General features: G+C 37.7%; 20 protein-coding genes. 11 read left to right on the top strand and 9 right to left on the bottom strand.

The features are described from left to right. Window positions 1-11: 11 nt before the first annotated feature. Both LC115_06535 and LC115_06530 read left to right on the top strand, forming a co-directional pair. Window positions 12-515 carry an HAD-IIIA family hydrolase gene (locus LC115_06535; GenBank protein ID MCZ2356332.1) on the top strand — a complete coding sequence of 168 codons (504 nt, stop codon included), beginning with the start codon at window positions 12-14 and terminating at the stop codon, window positions 513-515. A 196-nt stretch (window positions 516-711) separates the two neighbouring features. Further along, window positions 712-1,833, top strand: a complete 1,122-nt coding sequence (locus LC115_06530; GenBank protein MCZ2356331.1) for a hypothetical protein — start codon at window positions 712-714, stop codon at window positions 1,831-1,833. 74 nt (window positions 1,834-1,907) lie between these two features. On the opposite strand, the gene LC115_06525 is transcribed toward LC115_06530, so the two are convergent. From LC115_06525 to cysC, 4 genes are all read right to left on the bottom strand, one after another. Further along, on the bottom strand, window positions 1,908-2,192 hold the full coding sequence (locus LC115_06525; protein ID MCZ2356330.1) for a PH domain-containing protein: 285 nt from the start codon (window positions 2,190-2,192) through the stop codon (window positions 1,908-1,910). 115 nt (window positions 2,193-2,307) lie between these two features. Beyond that, window positions 2,308-3,588: a sulfate adenylyltransferase subunit CysN gene (cysN, locus tag LC115_06520; protein ID MCZ2356329.1), complete on the bottom strand. Its 1,281-nt coding sequence runs from the start codon at window positions 3,586-3,588 to the stop codon at window positions 2,308-2,310. A 14-nt stretch (window positions 3,589-3,602) separates the two neighbouring features. Then, entirely contained in the window at window positions 3,603-4,505 is a 903-nt protein-coding gene (gene cysD / locus LC115_06515) for a sulfate adenylyltransferase subunit CysD (protein ID MCZ2356328.1), read from the bottom strand. Between the two features lie 3 nt (window positions 4,506-4,508). Then, on the bottom strand, window positions 4,509-5,111 hold the full coding sequence (gene cysC, locus LC115_06510; GenBank protein ID MCZ2356327.1) for an adenylyl-sulfate kinase: 603 nt from the start codon (window positions 5,109-5,111) through the stop codon (window positions 4,509-4,511). A gap of 306 nt (window positions 5,112-5,417) precedes the next feature. Here cysC and LC115_06505 point away from each other — a divergent pair, with 306 nt between their 5' ends. After that, a complete protein-coding gene (locus LC115_06505; protein MCZ2356326.1) occupies window positions 5,418-7,988 on the top strand; it encodes a DUF5686 and carboxypeptidase regulatory-like domain-containing protein in 2,571 nt (856 codons plus the stop codon). A gap of 81 nt (window positions 7,989-8,069) precedes the next feature. Here the strand turns inward: LC115_06505 and LC115_06500 are convergent, their stop codons facing one another. From LC115_06500 to LC115_06480, 5 genes are all read right to left on the bottom strand, one after another. Then, window positions 8,070-9,245, bottom strand: a complete 1,176-nt coding sequence (locus LC115_06500; protein ID MCZ2356325.1) for a GWxTD domain-containing protein — start codon at window positions 9,243-9,245, stop codon at window positions 8,070-8,072. Between the two features lie 62 nt (window positions 9,246-9,307). Further along, a complete protein-coding gene (locus LC115_06495; protein MCZ2356324.1) occupies window positions 9,308-9,796 on the bottom strand; it encodes a GDYXXLXY domain-containing protein in 489 nt (162 codons plus the stop codon). Continuing rightward, window positions 9,783-10,859: a DUF4401 domain-containing protein gene (locus tag LC115_06490; GenBank protein ID MCZ2356323.1), complete on the bottom strand. Its 1,077-nt coding sequence runs from the start codon at window positions 10,857-10,859 to the stop codon at window positions 9,783-9,785. The genes LC115_06495 and LC115_06490 overlap by 14 nt, the downstream gene beginning before the upstream one ends. Beyond that, window positions 10,849-11,805 carry a DUF2157 domain-containing protein gene (locus LC115_06485; protein MCZ2356322.1) on the bottom strand — a complete coding sequence of 319 codons (957 nt, stop codon included), beginning with the start codon at window positions 11,803-11,805 and terminating at the stop codon, window positions 10,849-10,851. The genes LC115_06490 and LC115_06485 overlap by 11 nt, the downstream gene beginning before the upstream one ends. Window positions 11,806-11,849: 44 nt before the next feature. After that, window positions 11,850-13,034 (bottom strand): M28 family metallopeptidase, encoded by a 1,185-nt coding sequence (locus tag LC115_06480; GenBank protein MCZ2356321.1) that lies wholly within the window; start codon window positions 13,032-13,034, stop codon window positions 11,850-11,852. 269 nt (window positions 13,035-13,303) lie between these two features. On the opposite strand from LC115_06480, the gene LC115_06475 reads away from it, so the two are divergent. From LC115_06475 to LC115_06440, 8 genes are all read left to right on the top strand, one after another. Next, a complete protein-coding gene (locus tag LC115_06475) occupies window positions 13,304-16,291 on the top strand; it encodes a TonB-dependent receptor (protein MCZ2356320.1) in 2,988 nt (995 codons plus the stop codon). 217 nt (window positions 16,292-16,508) lie between these two features. Continuing rightward, on the top strand, window positions 16,509-19,550 hold the full coding sequence (locus LC115_06470) for a tetratricopeptide repeat protein (GenBank protein ID MCZ2356319.1): 3,042 nt from the start codon (window positions 16,509-16,511) through the stop codon (window positions 19,548-19,550). A 42-nt stretch (window positions 19,551-19,592) separates the two neighbouring features. Continuing rightward, window positions 19,593-20,366 (top strand): hemerythrin domain-containing protein, encoded by a 774-nt coding sequence (locus LC115_06465; protein ID MCZ2356318.1) that lies wholly within the window; start codon window positions 19,593-19,595, stop codon window positions 20,364-20,366. A gap of 81 nt (window positions 20,367-20,447) precedes the next feature. Further along, complete coding sequence (locus LC115_06460) at window positions 20,448-21,149, top strand: LytTR family DNA-binding domain-containing protein (GenBank protein ID MCZ2356317.1); 702 nt, start codon at window positions 20,448-20,450, stop codon at window positions 21,147-21,149. Window positions 21,150-21,394: 245 nt separating this feature from the next. Further along, the gene (locus LC115_06455; protein MCZ2356316.1) at window positions 21,395-23,044 is read left to right on the top strand and encodes an Eco57I restriction-modification methylase domain-containing protein; all 1,650 of its coding nucleotides are present in this window, start codon (window positions 21,395-21,397) and stop codon (window positions 23,042-23,044) included. Continuing rightward, window positions 23,041-23,808, top strand: coding sequence for a HincII family type II restriction endonuclease (locus LC115_06450; protein MCZ2356315.1), 768 nt, complete (start codon window positions 23,041-23,043; stop codon window positions 23,806-23,808). Before LC115_06455 ends, LC115_06450 begins: the two co-directional genes overlap by 4 nt. 165 nt (window positions 23,809-23,973) lie before the next feature. Further along, entirely contained in the window at window positions 23,974-24,342 is a 369-nt protein-coding gene (locus LC115_06445) for a hypothetical protein (protein ID MCZ2356314.1), read from the top strand. 80 nt (window positions 24,343-24,422) lie between these two features. Next, entirely contained in the window at window positions 24,423-25,532 is a 1,110-nt protein-coding gene (locus LC115_06440; protein MCZ2356313.1) for an IS5 family transposase, read from the top strand. The last annotated feature ends 98 nt before the right edge of the window (window positions 25,533-25,630 follow it).

The raw sequence follows: 25,630 nt of genomic DNA, 5'->3' as shown, positions 1-25,630 counted from the left end.
TTGCAGCTACGATGAATAAAGGCTTATTGTTAGATAGAGACGGAGTTATTAATGAGGAATCTGGTTATATCTGGGAAAAAGGTTTGTTTCGTTTTCGAGAGGGTATTTTAGATCTCATACGTGCAGGGGTTTCGTTGGGCTACAAGATTGTCGTTATCACCAATCAAGGTGGGATCGCAAAAGGGCTTTATACGCATGAACATGTAGCTGCCTTGCACGCCTATATGTGCAACCATATAGGGCAATCAGGCGGACGAATTGACCACATTTTTTATTGTCCTCATCATCCCGATGTCGAAAAATGTTTATGCCGGAAGCCACAAACGTTATTTTTTGAGCGTGCTGTAGCTCAGTATGATTTACAAAAGACAAACACTTGGATGCTGGGAGATAAAGCCCGAGATTTAATGCCTGCGCAATGGATTGGGCTGAAAACGGCCTTAGTAGCAGAAGATGATTTTCACGCAGACTTAGTGTTGAATCACCCCGGCGAACTTATCCCATATCTAAACTAATTCAGGAATGTATTCTTGGGAATGGCAGGATTATCTTATTGGTATAGTTGCTCTAATAACAATCTATTTTTTGAATCGCCATATTCGCTTTTTTTCTTTTGAACGCAAAGTTCTGACTTGGGTAGCTATATTTGGGTATTTAAGTACTTTTGTTATCTGGTTGATAATCAGTACTTTTTGTTCAACAACTCGGGATATGATTTCTTATGTACATGATGCTAAGTTGCTGAACCAACATATTATTCATTATTCGGATTTTACGACTAAGATTTGGCTGAGCTGGGAATTTAATCCCCAAAGTCAGGCTTCAAATCACACATTAGATGAACCGAAATACGGTCAAAATGGTTTTGCGTTTTTTTATAGCAAGATTTTAGCTGTTTTACTTTGGGGAACAGCACATTCGATTGTGGTACTGTGGTTTTTGCTCGTTATGGTTTGCTGTAGGATTCACATAGAATTTATTTTCTGGTTATCCAATCGTTATTTTGGGAATGTGTTTTTATGGCAGATAGTATTGCTTCTTTGGCCTTCTCTATTTGTTTTTTCTACTGATCTTAACAAAGAGCTTATGCTGTGGCCAGCTTTCTTAATTTGCTGGATGGATTCTGACTATTTTATGGTTAGCCGCCGGCCTGTTTTAGGTAATTTTTACCGTTTCTCACGTTGGTTAGTATCAGCTTTTTTATTGATAATCATAAAACTGTATCTATTTGTAGCACTTTGGGGGATTTTATGTTTTTATTATGCTGTCAGGTTTTTGGTATTCCAAAAAACGATTTTGTGGCGGTATTTTCTCTTAATAAGTATTCCATTAGCTTGTTTTCTGTATTCAAAGCAATTTACTTTTTTTTACACGATACATCAGGCCTATTCTACGCGGCAATCTGTGTTGGGAAATGAATGTAAATTAGAACAATCCAGTAATACGATAAAAACACCTAATTTTGAGGTAAGTTATCGAGGTTTTTGGGAGCGATTTCCACAGTCAGTGTTGATTACTTTTCCGGGATATTTTCCTTGGCAGGTAAATTCCACTTGGCTAAAGTTTCTTTGTACCGAAAATATATTGTTAGTGGCTTATCTGGGAATAATGCTGTTTTTAATTATGCGTTATTTGCCCGGTAAGCAACTGGATGATAATAGTTTGCTCTTTTTATCCTTAATTATTTTCGGAATAGTTTATGGTGGGTATCTTGGTTTATCCGTTGCCAATGTTGGCGGTTTGATGCGCTACCGTATTTATGCATTATTACCCTTGCTGGCAGGTCTTACTGGACTGGCAAATCAATCATTATTCACTACCTACAAAAGATAAGCGCTTAACTGTGATTCAGAAAGCATAACTTATCTTATTAAAAGATAAGTTATGCTTTTGAACTACTATGCAGTTTATCCAATCTTTTGCAGTATATCCTTTTTCATTTCGGTAACTTCTGCCTTTAAAAAACCATGAACAGCAATTTTACCTTCTCCGGTGGTTTCAATAATGATGGTAGAATAACCTATAAAAGGACATTCGATATTTACGGATGAAATCCTTGAAAATGGGATTGTCTTTTCCTGATTGTTAAACCAACTGGGTAATTGTAACGTAACGCCGTTATCATCTATAATTAGTTTTGCTGGAAATGTAGTATTTCCCTTAGAGATCCGTGAAGCTGTATATTGTTTCATAAATTTGGTACTCAATTACAGAAATTGGTTGTAACAAAGATAGGCAACAAACAATCTGATCGGTTGATTCTACAACATTATCTATTTAAAATAGGATTGTCTAAATATCAAATACTTAGACAATCATGCCGGCTCCAATGGTTTCATTAGTTGCTTCGTCTATCAGGATAATGCTTCCAGTATCTCTATTTTTTCGATAGCTGTCATACAGAAGTGGCTGCATCGTTCTGAGGGAAATTCTGGCAATATCGTTCATCTCGATGTTATTATCGTCTTCAACCTTTGTTAAGGTATTGATATTCATTTTATAGCGAACGTCTCTTATGACACAACGTGTTTCTCTTGTGGTATGTTTGATGGCATATTTACCGCCAATGTTCATTGGTTTTTCGTTTAACCAGCAAATCATCACATCAATATCTTGGCCTACTTCGGGTTGGTTATTTTCCCGCACAATCATATCCCCTCGGCTGATGTCTATATCGTCTTCTAATGTGATGGTAACGGACATTGGCGCAAAGGCTTCGTTTAATTGGGTTTCAAAAAGATCTATTGTTTTTATCGTAGATTTGAATCCGGATGGTAATATGACCACTTTATCTCCCGGGCGAAGTTTGCCTCCGGCCATCTGGCCTGCATATCCTCGATAATCATGGTATTTTTCTGATTGTGGGCGAACAACATATTGAATCGGAAAACGTGCATCTATGTTGTTCGGGTCACTTGAAATATAGATATTTTCCAATAAATACATTAAGGTTGTTCCTTTATACCAAGGCATATTTGAGGAGGTATCTACTACGTTATCTCCTTTTAGTGCTGAAATGGGGATAAAGTGAACGTCTTTTACGTCAATTTTATTAGCTATTTGCTGAAATCCTTTTTGGATATTGAGAAAGTACTCCTGTTTATAGTCCACCAAGTCCATTTTATTAACACAAATAACGATGTGTGGAATTTGAAGTAAAGAGGCGATATAAGCATGGCGGCAAGTCTGCTCTACGATACCATTACGGGCATCTACCAAAATCAAGGCAACGTTAGCTGTGGATGCTCCGGTAACCATATTCCGGGTATATTGAATATGGCCGGGAGTATCTGCAATGATAAACTTACGCTTAGGTGTTGAAAAATAGCGATAGGCTACGTCTATCGTTATTCCTTGTTCTCTTTCGGCTTTTAAACCGTCTGTTAGCAGTGATAAATCAACATTTTCAAAACCTTTTCGGGTAGAGGTTGCTTTGATAGCATCTAATTGGTCTTCAAATATAGATTTACTATCATAAAGGAGTCTTCCGATGAGGGTACTTTTTCCGTCATCAACGCTACCGGCGGTGGTAAAGCGCAGTAGCTCCATATCAAGATATGCTTGGTTATCTGTAAAATTCTGGTTCATTATTCGTTATATTTTTAAAAGTAGCCTTGTCTTTTTCGGTCTTCCATAGCGCTTTCTGAGCGTTTATCGTCTGAACGGGTACCGCGCTCTGTAACTCTGGATGATGCTACTTCATTAATAATATTTTGTAAAGAATTTGCTTCTGAGAGGACGGCTCCGGTGCAGGTCATATCACCTACGGTGCGGTATCGCACTCTCATTACTTGGGCGGTTTCTGTTTCTTTGGTTGGTATGTAGTCAGATTTAGCTAAGATTTGGCCGTCCCGCACAATCACTTCACGGTCGTGGGAAAAGTAAATGCTGGGGATTGATATATTTTCGATTAAGATATACTGCCAAACGTCCATTTCAGTCCAGTTAGATATTGGGAAAACACGGAAGTGCTCACCAATTCTTTTGCGTCCGTTGTATAAATTCCAGAGTTCGGGGCGTTGGTTTTTGGGGTCCCACTGTCCAAATTCATCTCTATGGGAGAAAAATCGTTCTTTGGCGCGCGCTTTTTCTTCATCGCGTCTTCCCCCGCCCATTGCTACATCAGCTTTTAACTCTTCTAAGGCATCTAATAAAGTAACTGTTTGTAAGGCATTTCGGCTGGCGTTGTACCCTTTTTCTTCCATAACTCGCCCGCTATCAATGGAATCTTGAACGTAACGAACCAATAGATTTCCGCCAATTCTTTCCATATAACGATCTCGAAACTCAATAGTTTCCGGAAAATTATGCCCTGTGTCTATATGCAAAAAAGTAAATGGAATTTTGGCGGGAAAAAAAGCTTTTCTGGCTAAATGGGACATTATAATAGAATCTTTACCCCCTGAAAACAGCATAAAGGGTCTCTCAAAGAGTGCAGCTACCTCTCTAAGCACATGGATAGATTCCGCTTCTAAAACTTGTAAGTGGTTTAATCGAGTGAGCATATTTTAGGAATATTTTAATTTAGGTAAAACTGTTTGTAAAACTTGTTGTAGGCAAGCCTCAGGCGAAGAAGCTCCGGTAAGTAATTCTAATTCAGGATTTAAAGGGGGTTCAAATGGAGAGCTGATACCTGTAAATTGCTTGATTTCTCCGGATCGAGCTTTTTGATACAAGCCTTTTACGTCCCTTGATTCACAAACAGCAAGCGAGGCATTAACGTATATCTCAAAAAAGCAGCCGTTATCTATTCGGCTTCTGACAAAGTTTCTATCAGCAATCATGGGGGAGATAAAGGCAGAAAGCACAATGATTCCAGCATCTACAAACAAGCGGCATACTTCACCGATACGGCGAATATTTTCTGCTCTATCGTCTTCCGAAAAAGATAGGTTATTATTTAGGCCAGTTCTAACGTTATCGCCGTCTAACAAATATGTTTTGTAACCCATTTGATACAGTTCTCGTTCTACTAAGCCGGCCATTGTTGATTTTCCGGCACCGGAAAGGCCGGTAAACCACAATACTGCGCCTCGTTGCTTGAGTAACTCTTCTCGGCTCTGTTGCGTAATCTGGTGCTGATGCGGGATAATATGTAGTACCTCACTCATTTCAAGGTGCAAAGATAATAAATACCAATACAAAAAAATAAAAATATCAGTTCAGTAGGAATTTTTAATTATTGGATATTGGCCACTTAAATTAGCTCAACTGCTTCCGGTAGGTGGCACACAAATAATTCTGAGTTCCGTTCCTTTTCAAGCCAATTTTGGATATTTTTGTGCTTTGGCAATGAAGATAAGTGATTTTGGGTTTGTTTTAGGCATAAATTGTAAAGCTATTCCTTCATTGCCAATCTTTTTGTCATACTTTCTGAGCCAAAGCCTTCTATTTAACTTTGAAACTTTGTAGCACTTATGCCCCAAAAACAGGATATTTTTTTCGGTATTTTATGTGTTTTTTTATGTAACTTATTTTTGCCTGCATTAGCACAAGAAAATTTGGTAACCCTAAGCGGGTTTGTCAAAAATAGTAAGGGTGAACCTTTACCGTATGCTATCCTAACCATTGCAGGTACCACAAACGGTACAGTAAGTAATGCAGACGGCTCATATTCATTCAAATTAGCACCGGATACTTATACATTTCGGGTCAAATATCTGGGATACCAAACCCATACAGAGGTTATCGAATTATTTAAAGACAAAAAAATAACCTTTAAACTAATTGAAGAAGACTTGTATTTGCCGGATGTTATTATTACGCAAGACGGGCGAGACCCTGCCTACGGAATTATCAAAAATGCAGTGGATAGAAAGGCATTTTACAAAAAACTGAACCCAGCGTATCAATTTAAAGCATACACTAAAACCAAAATACAATTGTCGCCAGACAGTAAAATGGATGTAAAAAAACTCAAAGAAATTGTAAAAGATCTCGGAAACGGAGTTTTGTACCTTTCTGAAACTATATCAGAAGTTTATGTCAAAAAACCCGATATTAAAGAAAAAATAATCGCCTCCCGAGTAAGCGGAAATAAAGAATCTTTTTCATTATTCGGAAACCTATTTTTACAATTTTCTTTGTATGAAGAAAAAGTAGAAATCGGCTCAGGAGAGCGCGCTTTCATATCGCCTTTGGCAAACAATACCTTTTTTTACTATGACTTTAAACTTTTGGGAAGCACCCGAGACAATAACCGTACAATCTATAAAATTCAGATTATCCCCAAAAGAAAACATGATCCGGTATTTCAAGGAACTATTTACATTGTGGATCAATCCTTTGCAGTTCAGGGATTCGATTTGCTATTAACTGATAATCAACCTATTGAATATGTAGATTCTATTCGGGTTTATCAAACCTATGTTCCTTATTCTGAAGAAGTCTGGATGCCTTTTCAAGTCGGGTTTGAGTTTAAAGGCTCTTTCTTAAAATTGCATTATAGCGGTTCTTCATCTTCAGTATTATCTGAATATCAGTTTACAACACCCATTCCGCAAAGAGATTCTTTATCACTCCCCAAAGTGGATTCTAAACCGACCACTAACCCCAAAAAGCAAGTTAAAGCCAAGACTACAACACCGGATAAGCAACCGAACAAAACAAAACCTAAAAAGGAAGAAGACCCCTTCAAAAACAAAAATGAAATTTTAACCGTAGTTGAAGGAGCTAACAAAAAAGACTCTATTTTTTGGGTACAAACACGCCCCGTCCCCTTAGACTCATTAGAAGCATCTGATTTTGCCTACAAAGACAGCATCGCCAACTTAGTGAATGACCCGCATTACGCAGATTCACTGAATAGGAAAAACAATAAATTGACTTACAATAAGTTAATGTTTGGTTATACCTATAAAAATATTCGGAATAAAAATACATTTCAACTTAAACCGTTATTAGAAAACATCAGTTTTAATACGATGGAGGGTTTTTTGGTAAACCTAAGTGGAACAAAAACTTGGTGGTTTGGGGAAATTAAACGGACAAAGTTAGGGGGAGACCTACGTTATGGCTTTTCTAACCGAAAAATTTCTTATCAACTGCTGTTAGACCATTACCTATATCCCAAACAAAAGTTATGGGTAGGTGCGTCCGGAGGGTATTATGTGAGCGCGTTTGGAGAGCAGGAGCAGATTAGCACTACCGTAAACGAACTGTATTCTTTGTATGCTCGGCAAAACTATCTTAAAATGTTTCAACGTACTTATGCTCAGGTATATGCCAAAGGTGAAGTTACTAATGGCCTGAAACTCAAAGCTGCGGTTACTTGGGAAGACCGCCACAGCCTCGATAACACCTCCGATTATAGCTTTAAACGTTCTGACCGCCCATACCTAAGTAATATTTATATCCCTAACCATCAGGCACTTATTGTAGATTTATCTGCTGATATTGTATTTGCGAACCAATATATTTCTGTTCCGGAAGGTAAAATGAACTTAGGTTCTGCTTGGCCGGAACTCACCCTTCGCTACCGGCAAGGGCTGCCATTCAGCACCACAGCCTCTACTTTTCAATGGGCAGAAGCTATTTTAAAGGATGATTTTAACCTGAAATTATTCGGCACCTTAAATTGGATGATACGCTACGGAAGCTATTTTGGCAATCGAGATAAAATATATTTCCCTGATTACCAGCATTTTAAGGGAAATCAAACAATATTTCGCAAAGAAACTTTACGTCAATTTTCTTTATTTGATTATTACTCTAACAGTACCGCTCAAAGCTGGTTAGAAGCACACATAGAACACCAATTTGGGGGCTTTATCTTAAACAAAGTGCCACTTATTCGCCGACTTAAATGGCATGAATTTATGGGTGCTCATTTCTTGGATACCCCAACAACTCGACACTTAGAAGTCTCTGCCGGCATTGGAAACATCCTCAAAGTAGTGCGTTTTGATTACCATTATCGAATTTTAGGAAATTCTGCATACCAAAACGCTGTTACGGTTACCATTAATATTCCATTTAATAGAGAATAATTTAAACTATAATTAATTGGTTTTTAGTTTTTTAATAAGTTTATCAATATAGTTTTTGTGGAAATTTAGGTTGGTTTGGTTTTATATGGGGTCAACTTTCCAGATACCTTTTTCTTGGTGAAAGCCGATACTTAGGTTTAGTTCAGGGTAGTGCCAATAGAGTTTTTTTCCGATATATTTTATTTGTTGGGGAAGCCCTAATTGGAAAAAGATTCTACTTTGGTCGTTTTGCCATGAGCCAAATTTTTCTTTTGCTAACTTAATTTGTTGATAATATTTTCCGATTTTTAGATAAACAGGTTCTTGATAAACAGGCTGTTTTTCCCAAAAATGAATAAATTCATTTTGTTTCAGTTCTTTATTAGGGATTTGTAGAAGAGTTTGTATTTCTTTGTTTGTGGTGCAGTAAATCAGTTGTTCGATGGCATCATCTATATTTTCAAATATCTGATTGATTCCATTCCATGGTAAGATGAAGGATTTGCTGGATTCTCCAATTACTTGGTCATCTGCGAACCAAATCCATTGTACTAAGTATTCTCCGGGGTCTAAGTTGGTTAAGGTTATTTTTTGGTTCATGGTTTGTTTTTTTGTTGTTGGGCGTACCACGTGAGATTGGTATTCAACTGGTACATAGGCAACTGCATCGGGATTAGAGGTGGTATTATCTCGTTTAAGCAGGGTTTGCTGCAGCACAACGGGCTTACTTATGATTCCCTGTGCAGCTATTTCAACCTGCAATATTTTAACATCAACCGGAAAATATTTACTTAGAATTGGGGTTTGTGTTTCGCTGTTGAGAAACATTGGTAAGCTTGTTTCTATCTTGTTGTGTGCCGGAAGTGAGTATTCGCTTTGCCATAAAATATGCCGGCGGGTAACCGGATTTTCGATAAATATTTCTACCGCATTACCACCTAAAGTAGGCGGAATCCAAAAACGAAAAAAGAAAAATTTAGGATTAGACTGGCTTAGTGCGTAGGCCGATGTTTCGGAACGTTCATCTGCATACAGGGCTTGCATCATAGCTGAACGGACAACTATCGAAACTAAAATTTCAGCATGACAATAATTGTTTTGCTGCTCCCAAAAATAGAAGTCATTGGGAATGAGTACTCTTAGCTCATGGCCGATGTTAGGCTCTACGGTACGAGCCAATTCAATTTGCCACTTTGTTTCTATAATGCCAAATCCCTGTCGGCAAAGAAGCGTTGCCCATAAAAGCACCCACAAGCAAACCCTAAGTACCCAAAGCATTCCCTAAAGCTACTTAATCAGCACCAAAGGCAGTAATAAAAAAACAAAAATATTCCTCATAATCAGTTGATTTTCTTTTTGTATTTATCATAAAGGCCAGACAACAAGCTGTTTCCATTATCATCAACTTTTAGGCCGCCATATTCTGCTACTTCATATTTTTGGGATTGCCCTTCTTGAAAAAAGAAAGACTCTGCGCCAAATTTAAGATTCCATTTATCAACTAAGGCATATTTAATTAAATATTCACCCGAACCCAGTGGAGTTATGTCTTCCTGAAATCGTATTAATGCTGCAACTCCGTATTCATCAAGCCGAACAACACAATAGCCTCTTTCGGATAATTTGGCAAAATCAAATTTTGCCGGAATATCATAACGAAGCGACATATAATCCCCTTGCATTAAGGAACGGGGATCAACGGGTGCAAGTTTTAATAAAACTAACTGGCCGCTATCTAATAGGTCTTCTTTCTGAAATATCAAGTAGTTAAAATAGAGCAAAAAAAGAGCTAAGTTTAGAATTATTATCAGCCGTTTATATTTTTTCATTGATTATCAGTTTTTTATAAATGACTAAATATAGAATTGCAAAAAATATTCCGGCAGAAAACAAGAGTATAGATTTCGTTAGTAGGGTAAATCGTAGGTCATAGTAATATTGGGCAATAAAATAGATAGAAGAAATTATACCCAAAACTAAGCCGAGTTTATAATTTACCCGAAAACTTAATATCATAAAGAGAATCGAACCTGAAATAGCCGGCGATAGAACAGTTGGTAATAATGTAATAACCACCAAAATACAAGCAGTAATTTTGTGCCAATCTTCGCCAATATCGAATGCTCTTAAGAGATTAAAAACTACATAAACAATTGCCAAAATGATGATTCCGGAAGTTATCCATAAATAATCCGGCGAAATAGGTAGGATGGTTCTAACACCTAAAAGGATTAAACCACTTAAAAAAGAGAAACTTAGTCCGGTTTTTAGGGGGTTATAGAGTTTAGAAATCCTAACGTTCATTGTGATTATCTTTGCTTCCCACAAAAGAAAAATAGTTAGAGCTAAAGCAAGTGCCGCAGCATAAAACTGAGCCAATTCATAGGCTTTGTTAAGCACAATGAGTGCCAATATGCTCCCATTGATTATCAACACAGAAATAAATGATAATAGATAGTTTTGAGCAATAGTCAATGAGCCAAGAGCAATCAAGATAAAAATAACACAGATTAAGCTTCCATTTAATTCTAATTGAGAAAGGCTGAAAGCCAATAAGATAAGGCCAATTAAGAAAGAAGAAATGCTTACGGTATCTAATATTATGGCATCATATTTTTTGTTTACCCAGATAGCAGCTGTGGTAAAGATTATCCCGAATATCAATTGCCCTTCGATAGAGTTGTATAATCCGGCTACCAAAAGGAATCCTAAAAATGCAGCGGTTGCCAATATTCCGCCCAAAACAGACAGTATTTTTATGGGTAGCGACTGCCCGTTTTGGTTTTTAGAATAGGCTGCTAATATTGCCTCTTCATCAAACGTTATATTTTTATTTTCTGCCGTAGCCTGAAAGGAATCTAACAGATCCCTAAGTTCTTCTTTAGTTTTCATGTGCCCATTTTTTTTGAAGAATAAGTAAAAATCTGACTGTCAATGTAATACTGGAAGCAATAAATACACCCACAAGCAAAAACATTATTTCGTTATCTAAAATGTTAGCCAATAGAGATGAGGCAATAATGATAAGACTAAATGCGATTAATGAAAGATAAAAAATACTGTTGATTTTTAGCGCATACCAAATGCCTAAGGCAAAAAGTATAGCAACTAATGAAATTAAAATCAGCAAGATAAGATTATGATGGTCAAGGATTCCAATGCTAATTCCAAGCGTTGAAATAGCCGCACAAGCTAATGCGAGTGTATTCAAAAACCAAGTGGGAATGGTTATTGCTTTATTTTTTCGAGAAATAAGAATACCAGAAATCAGGAATATAGAATTCAGAATAAGTAGTAAATCAAAAATCAACGAATCAGGTAAGTTTTTGGCTATTTGCTGAATATACAATAAAAGTGTTGTATTAACCAAGATAATATACAGCAGCCATAATGGAGCGAAATCTGATATAGCAACCCACAGCGTAATGAAAATTGTCCAAGCCAAAAAGAGATTGTAAGAGTCAGCACCTGTTTGATAAATTTGCCCGAATAGGGCGAATAAAGCCCCAATCAAAAAGGAAGCCCCCGTTAGAATCAGGTTCCGTGTATTTGTGTCTATTTTGGCTAATAGTACTAAGCCGGTAACTGCAATTAACAGCCCTTCTGTTAGCCCCAGTTTAACGAATTTATGCAGTCCCGCCCAGTTATATGCCAAAAAGAAAATAATACCGGATACCGTAAGGCCAACAGCTAAACTACCCAAAAGCAAACGAAAAAAACTTAACCAAGCCTCTTTGCTATTATAAACATTTGATTCTAAGGATTTTTCAATATCTTCTTGAGTCAAATTGCTGTGTTGACTTATTAGGTGAATATCTTCCCGTTGTATATTTTTCATACAAACTAATGTTAAGCTAAAAAATCTTTCTAAAGAAGAGCATATCAGCCAATTGTTTCTTTATCCCACTTAATAGCATACAAAGTTAATGCTTGAGCTACTTTTTCTAATGCTTGATTTTCAATAGCTTCCGGTAGATCTAAGCGGGTGTGGTAGGTAGGGTCAATGGTATTAAAGCGTAGCGCAACAATTGATGTTGTGGGGATTCCGGCACGTTGTAAGCTGGCGCCGTCAGTTCCGCCAATGGGGATATGCCCCGGCTTAGGCTCTATTCCAACCTCTTTTAGAGATTGGCTAACACTCTGACAAACCTGCGCATCAAAGGTAACTTGGGACATAAATTCTTTTTCAACCACATGGACTTGACTTGTGTACATGATTCCGTCCAAATTAATCACTCGGGTATGTTCGTTTGCCAGTTCGGGGTGAGCTATCGCAAACTTTTTAGACCCCTGCATACCGCCTTCTTCCGCTGCAAAGCTAACTACAACGATTCTGGTATGTTGTAAAATTGTTTTTCCATGATTATTGGCATCTAATAATCCCAATGCTGCACCATAGGCCGTAACTATCCCTGAAAGATTATCCTGCGCCCCGGGTGATATTTTCCAACCATGCATAAAAACAAGAGATAACCAGCTAATAGTCAGCACCCAAATAGGGATTAAATCCTTAGGGTTTATCTCTAAACGAAAGAAATACAGCAGTGTCAGGATTATTGGCAATAAAATCAACAATACGCCGCCAAATAGCATTATGAATAGCCCCCATTTTTTAAAATAGTACCACCAAACAAATTCCCGTGCGCTATCCATGTGGCCACTAAAGAGCAGCGTTCTTTTAACTTCTCCTTGCGGCTCAAAAGTAGCCGTTACATTCGCAGATTCCCCCACCGGGAAAAATAGATGCAACCACTTTTTGTTCAAGAAAAAATGCATTATGAAGATAATCGCATTAAAAAGAGCTAAACCAATACCCAACAAAGGTAAGGCTATGGCTAAACCTAAACTAAGCCAGCCTAAAACTGAAAATATTTTAAGCAGATGAAACTTGGCCGTAAATCGAGCTTGAAATGGCTCCCAGTTGATTTTAGCTCCCTGCTGAGACAGTAAATCAGCGAACCATTGTTGCCCCTTACGCTCCTGCTCACTCCCCGCGAGCCGCCCACCGGTAAGCTGAATACACGACCCTATCAATGATTTCAAAAAAGAACCGGAAACTACCTGCATAACAACGAAATTTTAGGTAACAAAGTAACACTTTTTTGAAATGACTTTGTGATTTTTTATGGCTTCCAAAATAAATTAACACAGAATATTTTTGGGGATAAAAACCAAACCCAAAAGAATAAATGCAACCCAAGAAACTACGTGAAAATAGTATATGCTTATTTTCTTAAACCTCTATCAATTTTTGTTGTTATTTTTTTAGATATGGTAAAAAAAGTATTCAATAATTTATTTATTTCGCAAACATCATCATTAAATCAAATAAAATCATGAAGCGAGCGTTACTATTTTTAGGCTGTTATTTTGTTTACTTCTTATCTTTTGCGCAGGAAGATATTCGCACAAAAGGTACGAATAAAAATGCCGATAAAAAAAATGACTCTGCTACTCCGCAATCTAAACCTACTAACCCAAACTCACTATTAACCGAAATTACCGGAAAAGTTGTTGATGAAGCTACAAATGAGCCGCTAATCGGTGTTTATATAAAAGTGGAGGGAAAAATTGCCGGCACAATAACCGGAAATGACGGAACGTTTCGCTTCTCTGTGGATTTATCCCAACCTATCAATTTAGTATTTAGTTATGTTGGTTACGCAAGTATAACGTTGCCGGTTTCTAAGGGGGCAAATACCAACATTTCTATCAAAATGAAAGAAGAAAGTATTATGGCTAAAGAAGTAGTTATATCCGCTTCCCGCGTGAGCGAAACCATCTTAGAATCACCTATTACCGTAGAAAAAATTGATTTGCTTACCATTAAAGAGTTGCCGGCAACCTCTGTTTATGATGCCGTAGCAACCATGAAAGGTGCAGACCAGATGGGTACCAGTATGTTATTTAAAGTTATTAATACTCGCGGTTTTAACAGCACAACCAATACTCGTTTTGTGCAACGAGTTGATAATATGGATACTCAGGCTCCGGGGCTTAATTTTTCGATGGGAGCGGTTACCGGTGGCTCAGATTTAGACATCGCCAATGTCGAGCTAATCCCGGGAGCAGCTTCAGCCTTGTATGGCCCCAATGCTTTTAACGGTATTCTGAACGTTACAACCAAAGACCCCTTCAAATATCCGGGGGTTAGTGCCTCTATTCGTGGAGGAGCCAATCACTTAGATGGTAAAGATGCGCCGGTAAGCCCCTATTATGATGCCGCAATCCGCTTCGCCAAAGTAATTAACAACCGCTTAGGTTTTAAATTTAACCTAAGTATGGTGAAAGCAAATGACTGGCATTCAACAGATTATCAAGATGTAGCAAATTATTCCGGTGTTGACGTAAACACACCCGGCCCACAAAACCCCGGTTATGACGGCCTGAATATCTATGGAGACGAAGTAAGTATTGTCGTAGATTCTCTCACCTTAGCAGGTTTCGGCATCGCAGGAGTACCTTTAAAAAAAACACGTATCGGACGAAACGGATTCAGAGAACAGGACTTAGTGGACTACAACACCTATAACTTCAAAGCTGATTTTAGCCTGCATTACCGCATAAATGAAAAAATTGAGATTTCCGGCCTCAGCAGATATTCTAACGGAACAACTGTTTATCAATCCCAGAATCGCTACTCAATTAAGGACTTTAATTTTACCCAGCACAAAATAGAACTTAATGGTGATAATTTCTTTTTACGCGCTTATGGCAGTTTTGAAAACGCCGGTAAATCCTATGACAGCCGTTTCGCTGCCATTAATGTAAATAGAATGGCAAAAAGTGATGCAAATTGGTTTAATCAATATTTTGTTGCCTATAGCGGGAAGTTTGTAAACGATCCAATGTTAAGCCAGATTTACAGTATTATCCGCCCGAATGGCCCAGCTATTAAGCCGTTAGACCATGACGCAGCCCGCGCCTTTGCCAATGCCAATAACGAAGACATTTACCGCGGTTTAGTTCAACTGTTTGGGGGAGACCCTAACCACCCTTCGGCACTTCCATTTAAAGGTCGCGCTGCCTATCAAGCAGGTACACCGGAATTTGAACAAGCATTAGACAAGGTTACATCAATAGCTAACTTTGGAAACGGAGCCAGATTCCTTGACAAAAGTTCGCTTTACCACGTAGAAGGTCAGTATAACTTCAAAAATGAAGTTAAATTCATGGATTTATTAGCCGGTGGAAACTACCGCGCCTATATCATGAACTCACAAGGTACTATCTTCTCTGATACCAATGGAGTCTTAAAAAACTACGAATTTGGGGTTTATGTACAAGCATCCAAAAGATTGCTAAAAAACCATTTGAAGCTAATCGGCTCTATTCGTACAGACAAAAATACCAATTTCCAATGGCAATATAGCCCCAGAATAGCTGCCATAGTTTCTTTGGGAAAAAATAACAACCACAATTTTAGGGTTTCTGCCCAAACAGGATTTCGTATGCCCACGCTCCAAGCCCAATACATCAATCTATTCGTTAGTGTATATCAATATATTGGTGCGCTACGGCCTTCTGACGAAGCACACGGAATTATCGGAAACTGCTACACCTCAAACTCTGTGTCTGAATACGACGAAGCAGTAAAAAATGGCGTAGCAAACCCCGAAAAATACTTGCATCGGGCACTTATCGAAAATATCCGCCCAGAAAAAGTACAAACCTTTGAATGTGGATACAAAACACTGCTATTCAATAAATTGTATGTAGATTTAAATTACTACTTTAATCAATACCATGATTTTTTAGGAAGTTTTGGATTGTGGGGACCTAAAAAAGATTCTACCGGCCAGTTTTACCAATTAACTCCGGGACTAATGGCTAACCCGAATCGAGATAATTATCTTATTCGCTATCAACGATTTATTAACACTCCAACTAAGGTAACGGCGCACGGCTTCTCTATTGGAACGATGTATGCCTTTTCTCCCAAGTTTTCTCTAACAGCTAATTACAATTTTAATGAGCAGTTTTTAACCGAAGATATTCTCAAAGATGACATTATTAATGGTTTTAACACGCCAAAACATAAGACAAACGTCGGTTTTGCCGGTAGAAACCTTGCTAAAAACTTTGGCTTTGCTATAAATTACCGATGGAATGATACGTATGAGTTTTTTGATGGTTTTGGAAGAGGAATGGTGCCCGCTTACAATGTTGTAGATGCCCAAGTTTCATATCGGGTGCCAAAAATTAATACAAATTTCCGTATAGGCGGAACAAACATCTTGAATAACCGGCATACCGAAGCATACGGCTCTCCAACAATTGGAGCAATGGTTTATTTTCAAATAATATATGACCAATTATTTTGATCATTTTGATTGAACAATACTTCGCTAAAGAAGCAAATAAGTAATTGATTTTTAGCAAAATAGTCTTTTAAAAACCTAAATAACACGCTGGTGATCAGTATATTTGTGTTTTAAAAAACTGCAAATATTAGCAGTTATCTATACTTAAAAGTACTGAATTTATTGCTAATTTCTCCGATTACTTTTAAACGAGCTAACTGCTTGGTACTTTTGCATCATGGAAAAACCACCTTTTGTGTTATTTCACGATTTCTATTATTCATTTTCCAGTAGTGGTCGCCGGCTATTTTGGATTTTGTTTATAGCATTAATCATTGCCGTTTTTGCAGGAATAATAGGATTTTATCTTCCAGATTTAGGTGTAACCATAAGTGAAACTCCTGATTATCATGAAGAAACAATTCCGGTAAAGTCTTTTGAATACGGTTATCGCAGTATGGATTTGTATGCTAAGGTTTTTCAGGTTTACTGCACACGTGTTGCTGGCATGATTCAGCCTTTGCTATGGTTATACTGGTTTTGGGCGGTTTTTTTGGTGCTGGGTTGGTCTGCGGTGCTGGCAGCTTCCAGCCGAATTAACTCTTGGGTTGCTTATCTTGTATGGGCTGTTTATGGCTGTTATGTCTATGCCCAGCATATCCCCAAATATTTATGGAGCACGGACCCTTTTTATCTGATTACCTTAGCGTGGATTTTGTCTATGCTCATTCCGGCATATTTGTTTTATGCCCGAACATTCAATTGGAGTTTATTTGCCCAGTTTAGTTTGTTTGCCGGAATCCAACTACTTCAATACATAATCGTAGGCATTAGTGGCGGAATCCCCGCAATTCACCATGCAATAACAAGCCCACTATGGATATTCGCAGCCATAACTTTTTTATTTATCGTATTTACCTCCAAAGATTTAGCTAACCTGATTGTATATCTTTGCACCAATAGAAGAGAAACTACAAATCGAAAATCGGTTGGTTTTATCGTTGGAATCTTTGGGATACTGCTATTTTTCTTAGTTTGGCTATTGTTAAATGATATTGGCAAACTTCCATACGGTTTAGGCTCTATCGAATGGATACATTTTTGGGCAATAGCGGCTATTATCACTGTTTTTACTACCCAGAATATGTATTCCGGAGTTAAAGATTGGATACAAGCAAACTTAGCCTTTTCAATTTTGATTTTAGGCGTAGGGATTATTGCTGCTGCGTTTATAGCCGGCTCATTACTTTCCGGTGAATATCTAATGATTTCATTTTTAAGACGTTTGGTACTAACAGCTTATACAGTAACTACCTTTATGTATTTGATTTATCTGCTGGTTAATTTTTGGCCATTGTTAAAAGCTAAGGTTGCGGTGTATTACTTATTGATGTTTCCCAATCGGTTTCGGTTTGTAGCGGTTTGGTTCACTGTATTTGGCACATTGATTTTTGTACAAGGGAATCATCACTGGCGGGATTATTATATTTTAAATGCCGTATCTTGGAATTTTCGGGGCGATAATAGTTTGATAGAGGGCGATGATTTAGACGCAAAGGCGTGTTATTTGCAGGCGCGGATGTCTGCAAATGGAGATGTAAAGTCTAATTTTAACATAGCGGCACTGTTGGTTCGAGAAAATGGAAACCTCAATCAGATTTTTAACTACGACGAAGCAGCTTGTTCCTTTACAGAATTTATTCCGGCGCGGCTCAATCAGGCTAATTTGCTTCTTGCATTAGGGAAACCGGCTGAGGCACTTCGGGTATGCCGTTTGGTTAAGTCCCCTACTTCGGATATTTTACTTTCCCAAGCTGCTGCTTTTGCACAACTGAATGTCCTTGACTCCGCAATTATCAGCTTAAAACAAGCTATACAAAACGCACCCAAAAACCCAACCGGCTATGTAAATCTTGCTTACATCTATTTAACCCAAAAAAGACCGGATGTTGCTACCCAAGTGCTAACAGCAGCTTCACAAAATGCCGAATTATCACCGTTTTTACTGACCCAGCTATATTCCTTCAACTTAGCAAACCCAAGCTATGCAATTTCCTTAAAATCAATTCATACTGAAAATCTTCCGTACTCCAAAGAATTCTATTGGACACGTTATCATGAGTCTTTAAATGCTTACGTTGCTAACCACTTTTCCCAGAGTTCGCAGATCTGTGATTCACTTCTTGTAATAGAGCAAGTTCCCGAAGTTTTATGGCTAAAAATGAACCTAACGGCTTCACAGGATTCTTTTGTAAACTTGGTAAGCCGAACAAAATATCTATTAAGTCAATATCCGGAAGAATCTACTTTAACGAACCAAGCGGCAGGCATACACTATTTCAGAAAGGGAATGCCGGAAGTAGCTCGTTTATACTTAACGGAAGCTGCCCGAAATGATAAAAGTGGTGAATTTGCCTTTCAAGCTGCCTGTGCCGAAATTGATGCAATGAGAGCAGATTCCGGTATCTTACATCTCAACTTAGTAAGAGCCTTACATTCAGGGTTTTATAAACGTGTTGCCAAAGAATCAGCGATTACGTTGCGGGCAAACGGGCAAACGGAATTGGCTATACTCGACTGGAACTTCGCAGACGCAAAACCATCAGAATTCTTACGCACCGCACGCATAGCCAGACAAATGAACAATCTACCCGCTGCAATCTCTGTATTGAGCCAATTAGCAGAGCAAGATTCACACACAACATTACCATACTTAGAAGCCGGCCGCTTTCTGCTCGCCAGAAAAGATACCACAGCCCTCGAAAACATCAAAGCCGGCCTAATCCGTAACCCCAAAGACCACCTCCTTAATCTCGATTTAATCCGAGCATTGATACTATTAGGCAAAAATGAAGAAGCATCTCAGGCCTTTCAGCAAATAAAACCAACTTCAACGTTAGATGAAGACTACCTGCGCCTAAAAGCAGATGTTTTCCTTATGCAGGGTGATACCGGCGATGCAATGAAAATCCTACTGCCAATGTATATCCGAAATAAATTAGATACCGAACTCAACATTCAATTAGCAGAAATCTTCTATGCTACCCAAAAGTGGCAGGAAGGTTATCGTTTAGCTTATGATTATACCGAAATAAACGAACAAAATCCAACGTTATGGCTTTGGTTTGCCCGCTTTTCCAAAGCGCAGTGGATAAACAGAGAGGCCGGATTCGGCGCATTAAAAGCCATCGAAACCAGCCTAAACCCAGCATTCAAGCAGCAAGTAAAAAAAGAATTTGCAGAAGAAATAAAAATATTCCAATCCCAAGAAACTGAATAGCACCAAGAATAGTTAATATCTAAACCTATAAAACATACGAAAATGAAACATTACACAACCGTTTCCGAAGCACTAAACGACTTGTACAAAAGAGGTTATACAATAGATTTTTCGCTATTATCAGAAAGCGATTGTATCTACTGCCATAACGGAAGTCGTAGCCTCAATGCAGATGAATTTGTGATAGACGAGGTACACCGTTTTGAAGGCGAAACCGACCCCGGCGATGAAATGGTAATCTTCGCAATCTCATCAACCCAAGAAAATATCAAAGGCACTCTGCTCAATGCCTATGGAATTTACTCAGACTCTAATAACTCAAAAATCGTAGAAAAACTAAATTATCACGAAAACAAAACAACTACGCCAATCAAAAGAGCCAAAGAATTAGTACAATTGAGCCGAGAACATTATCATGGATTGCGCCTCTGCTGGAAAATTAAAATGGGACTTTCCAAAAATATTGAAACAGAAAGAATTAAAAAATACATCAACTGGTTTTACGAAAATTATCTGTTGCCTCACTTTGAAGTTGAAGAAAAATACCTCTTTTCACGAATAGAAAAAACAAGTGAAAATAGAGATAAAGCCCTCGCTCAACATAAACGAATAAGACAAATTATTGAAAAAGAAACCACTACCACAGATGATTTAATAGAACTCCAAAACCTGATTAATGACCATACCCGCTTTGAAGAAAGAGTGTTATTCAATGAAATCCAAGAAGCAGGACTGTTGGAAAACCAAGAGGTAATCAATGAATTGAGTAAAGAAACTAAATTCTGCGAAAACGAATCAGACCCATTCTGGAAATGAAAAGCAAAACCTGAATGATAGACACCCAAAAAATAGTAGCTTTGTTGTAAAAATATTGTTCGCTATTCATTTATCTCGATAATGATTACGTGTGTTGCACTTGACCCTGACATAGAATCGTTGGATAAAATAAAAGCATTGTGCCAAAAATTTCCGGAAATGGAAGTTGCTGCGGCTTATACAAATCCTTCCGAAGCCGCCCAATACATCCGAACATTTCCTGTTGATGTAATCCTGATGGAGATAAATTTACCGTTTATCAGCGGTTTTGACTTTTATCGTTCATTAGCACAATCGTTAATTTTGATAATAGCCACGACCACACGCGAATTTGCCTTTGAAGCCTTTGAAGTAGCCGCCAGCGACTATCTACTAAAACCAATTATTGAGCAACGCTTCCGCCAAACCATTCAAAAAATACAAAACCAAATTTTAATACGCCACAACAATAGCCGGAATAATGAACAAAGCCTGATTGTGCGTTCAGAATACTCATTGGTAAAAATTCCCTTTCGAGATATTCTTTACCTTGAAACCTTAGACGATTACGTAAAAATTCATCAATTTGGTAAAAAACCGGTCTTAACACTTTCTTCTTTACGGCAAATCATCGAAAAACTTCCTGAAAATGAATTTGTTAGAGTCCATCGCTCATACGTAGTAGCGATCAACAAAGTGGATTCTGTGCGTGGCAAAACAATCACTACCGGAGCTGCCGAAATACCTATCGGGGCTAAATATGAAGCAGAATTCTTCAGTCGGTATGTTACCACTTACAGCTAAGTCTTTCAAGATATTTTACCTTTAACATATGTAATCGATAAATTTGATTGACTTAAAATTTATTTAGGACGCTATTGCCACCGGAATCCCAAAATAAATTTTGGTCTTCTCTTTTTTTTCTCGGAACTTCGTCAAGCGTTGTGTGCCATTTTGGGGCACAGTACTTCGTCAAAAGGTTATGAATAAAAACGACCAGATCTGACCTATCAACTTGATTTTTCTATCTTTGTAAATAGTATTTGAAAATGGAAATTTCAGTAAAACATATAGCCAAAAACAAATTTGGGCAGTACTTTACACCAAAAGTAGTGGCTGACTTTATGGTTGGGTTGGCTGAAACTTCGGTAAGTTCAGTTCATCGCATTTCCGCAAATTCTAAAATTTTAGAGCCATCTTGTGGCGAGGGAATATTCTTAGAAACGCTGAAACAAAAAGGCTACAATGACTTGACGGCTTATGAAATTGACCAAGATTTAGCAAGGGAATTTCCGTTTGTTCGCTATGAAAGTTTTGTTTCTGCAAACATTGACGAAAAGTTTGATTTAATTATCGGAAATCCACCATACATACGTTGGAAAAATTTGGAAGACGAACTAAAACAAGAACTTTCACTTAATCCAATTTGGAATAAATACTTTAACTCGCTTTGCGATTACCTTTATATTTTCATTCTCAAATCTATTGAATTATTAAACGAAAACGGACAACTGATTTTCATTTGTCCCGAATATTGGATGAATACAACTCATTCCATTTCGTTGCGTAATTATATGGTTCAACACGGCTACTTTGAAGAAATTTATCATTTCAATGAAACACCAATTTTTGATAAAGTAACCGTTTCTATTATTATTTTTAAGTTTGTTCGTTCGACTACGCTCACGAACCAAACTTATGCTGAGCGTAGTCGAAGTATAAATGTTGCAAAATTTTACGCCAATCAAAAACTAACTTCTGAAACACTTGAAAAATTACAACAACAAATTCCTTTTAAGGACGCAGAGTATTTGCAAGTTTCACAATTCAAAACAAACGAACGTTGGTTGTTGCAAAGTGATGAAGTTCGGGAAGAATTACAGCAATTAGAAACAGTTTGTAAAAAGCAAAATCCAAATTCGTTGCTCAGTTTTTTTGAAGAAGAAAAAATAGAGTTTCACACCATTGGCGAAGTTTGCGACATCGGAAATGGACTTGTAAGCGGTTTGGATAAAGCATTTCAAGTAAATGGACACGAACTAAACAATGCCGAAAAAGCGGCAACAATTAACGTAGTTAAAGCAAAAGATTTGATACCGTTTTTTGCAAAACAAATTACGAGATACATTTTCGTCAATGACGGTTTAGAAGAAACTGAGTTTCAAAAGACATATCCAAACTATTATTTGCATTTTCAGAAATACAAAGCCGATTTAGAAAAACGCTACCAATACAACCGAAAAATAAATTATTGGGAGTGGGTTTTCTTGCGAAATTTCAATTTATTCAGCAAATCCGACAAACGAATTTTTGTTCCTTGCAAAGAGCGAATTTCCAACAAAAATTATTTTCGTTTTGCGTTGGTTGAAGGTGGTATTTTTCCGACACAAGACGTAACGGCAATTTTCAGAAAACCCGAAACCAAAGAGAGTATTGAATATATTTTGGCATATCTCAATCAAACCATAATTTTTGATTGGCTAAAATGCAATGGCATTGTTAAAGGAAATATCGTTGAGTTTTCTGAAAAACCAATTGCAAGTATTCCGTTCCGAAAAATAAACTGGAACAACAAAAACGAAGTTTTACTTCACAATTCAATTACTGGTTTTACGCAACAATTTTTGACAAACAAAGATGAAAAGTTGCTTGCAAAAATAAGCGCATTGTTTAATCAACTTTTTGAAACCCGAAAATGAACGTAAATTATAGCAAGTTAGCAAAAAGTATAAAAGGTACTTCCGTTCCAAAACCACTTTCGGGAACATTGTCAGGACACGCGGCAGGAGAACCATTTGATAAACACGTTTACAGTGAAATCAAAAAACAATTTCCGAAAAACACTTTTCGCCAATACGAATATCTGAACGATTTGTTTAGTAAAAATCCGAATGTTATCGGTTTTCAAGCAAGGCAAAATTTATTCAATTCGCCAACAGTTTTGTTTTTACTAAGTCGAGGTAAAAACGCAACAGATAAATGGAGTATTGAAAATCCGTTTGACGAAAAACAAAACGATACCGCAGATATTTTAGTTGTAAAAAATGATTTTTACGAAATCATTGATATTAAAACACGTAATGTTTCTAAATCTGCACAACCACCAAACATTATTTCCGCTTTCAAGTTAGCACAAGTCTGTGCAAAAATGTTGGACAACGAAGAGTTTGACAATTTCACAATCAACTATTTTGAAATTGATTGGTTGCTCAACAACGATAAATTGGTTTGTCAAGACACGCATTTCGCTTGTTTATTCAAAGTAAATCCCGAAAACTTATACATAAATTGGGCGGCCGCAATGCAAATTCAGTTTCACGTTAGCGACTTAGACCAATCGTTTGATGGATCAATGAAAAGTTGGGCAAAATTGTATTTGAAACATTTTGTAACACAAGCAAAAAAGCGTGCAGATGATATGATTAAGAAATTCGTGAAACCGTTTGAGAAATACATCAAATAAAAGCGGCACACAACAGGCAGTTTGGCAAAATGGCGGGTGACGTGTTTAATTCAACATTCTACCTCGCATCAACTTTTGTGGTATATTGACAGTTTTGTGCTACGAAACCCGCCACTACGCCAAGCCCCAAAACGTTGGTTACCATATTAGAACGACCATCACGAAATGAAAGAACAAATCCTTAACAACGTAATCTTAAAATACCTTACAATAAGTTATACAGGTTTGACTGCTTGGCTAAGTTCCATTTTTCCCAACAAAATTTATCCAGTTCCTGCAAAAAGGTTTAACGAAACAATAAATTATCTTTTTGAAACAGATTTAAATGTTTTTCCAAAAACAGGTGAGAATTACATTTTGCAATGCCAGGATTTTTTAAAACAGACTGAAAATGAGTTAAGAAAATATCCAATTAAAGAAATACATTTAAAAGTATGGAACGAATTTTTCAGAAAAAATCCCGAATTAAATATCAATCTAAAAATTGACTTTGAACAAGTTGATTGGAACTGGCTTACTCAAGATTTACATTAGAGCCTGTTGCACGACAAAAAGAATAAAAATATTTAACTATTTGATTTTGAATTAATTAACTAATTTATTATTTTTGTGGTGTGATAAAGCACGCCCAAATACAGATGAGTTTTAGCCAGCCCTACGTTTCTAAACGCAGTTCTAAAAACGCGTTTCTAAAGCAAATAAATGAGGTAATTGATTGGGAATCAATCGTAAAAATACTTCAAAAACACTACCCAAAAGGGCTTAGACCGGACGGCAGACCCGCCTACAACCCCATTATTCTTTTCAAAATGCTACTGCTCGGCGTTTGGTATAAAAGCCTGAGCGACAGAGACATAGAAGACAGGACCAACACCGATTTAAGCTGGATGACCTTCGTTGGGCTGAGTCTTGAAGACGAAGTACCCGACCACAGCACCCTGTGCCGCTTCCGCAACGAACTGGCAGGAAGCAATGCCTACGACTTGCTGTTGCAAGAACTTAACCAACAGCTTGATAAACATGCTATTACGGTAAAATCCGGCTGCATAATAGATGCCTCCATTACCGACAGCCCCCGCAAACCCACCGGAAAACCCACCTACGAAATTGCCGAAGACAGAAAAGAAAACGAACAAACGGAAGAAGCTATACAAACACAAACGGCTGAATTAAAGCTTGTTAAAGTAAATCAACCTGGCGTGGACGACGAAGCCCGCTGGCTCAAAAAAGGCAAAGAAACCCGCTTTGGCTACAAAAAACACGTTATTACCGACGGCAACGGATTGGTCCTTGCCCTGGAGACCACACCCGCCAACGTCCATGACCATAACCACTTTAACACATTGATAACCAAGGCACAAGTTCCCCCAAAAGTCGCCATCTATGCCGACAAAGCCTACAAATCCAAAGCCCATACCACCTACCTCAAAGCGAAGGGACTTAAAGATAGAGTGTGTTATAAAGCAGTGAAAAACAAACCCTTAACAAAATTACAACTCAAATTCAACCAACTCTGCGGCAAACACCGCTACAAAATAGAGCGCACCTTTGCCGGCACCAAAAGCTGGTTCGGCGGCGGCACCGCCCGCTATGTGGGCATCGCCAAAACCCACGCCCAGCACGCCCTGGAAGCAATTGCATACAACCTGTATAGGTTACCTAAGCTATTAGTAAACAATATGTTAACACCAAAAACGGCACCACCTCAAATGCAGCTATTTTAAGCCTGTAGGCCCAAAATACGCCCAATTGGTAAAAATGAGGCGAAAAAGGGGCAAAAACATAAAAAATGAAACCCCACACCCACAAAAAAAGACGTAAA

The sequence above is a fragment of the Bacteroidia bacterium genome, assembly GCA_026932145.1.
In the GTDB taxonomy this organism is placed as follows: domain Bacteria; phylum Bacteroidota; class Bacteroidia; order J057; family JAIXKT01; genus JAIXKT01.
Note: the sequence above shows the minus strand (reverse complement) of the source record. Positions and strands in the feature narration are given on the sequence as shown.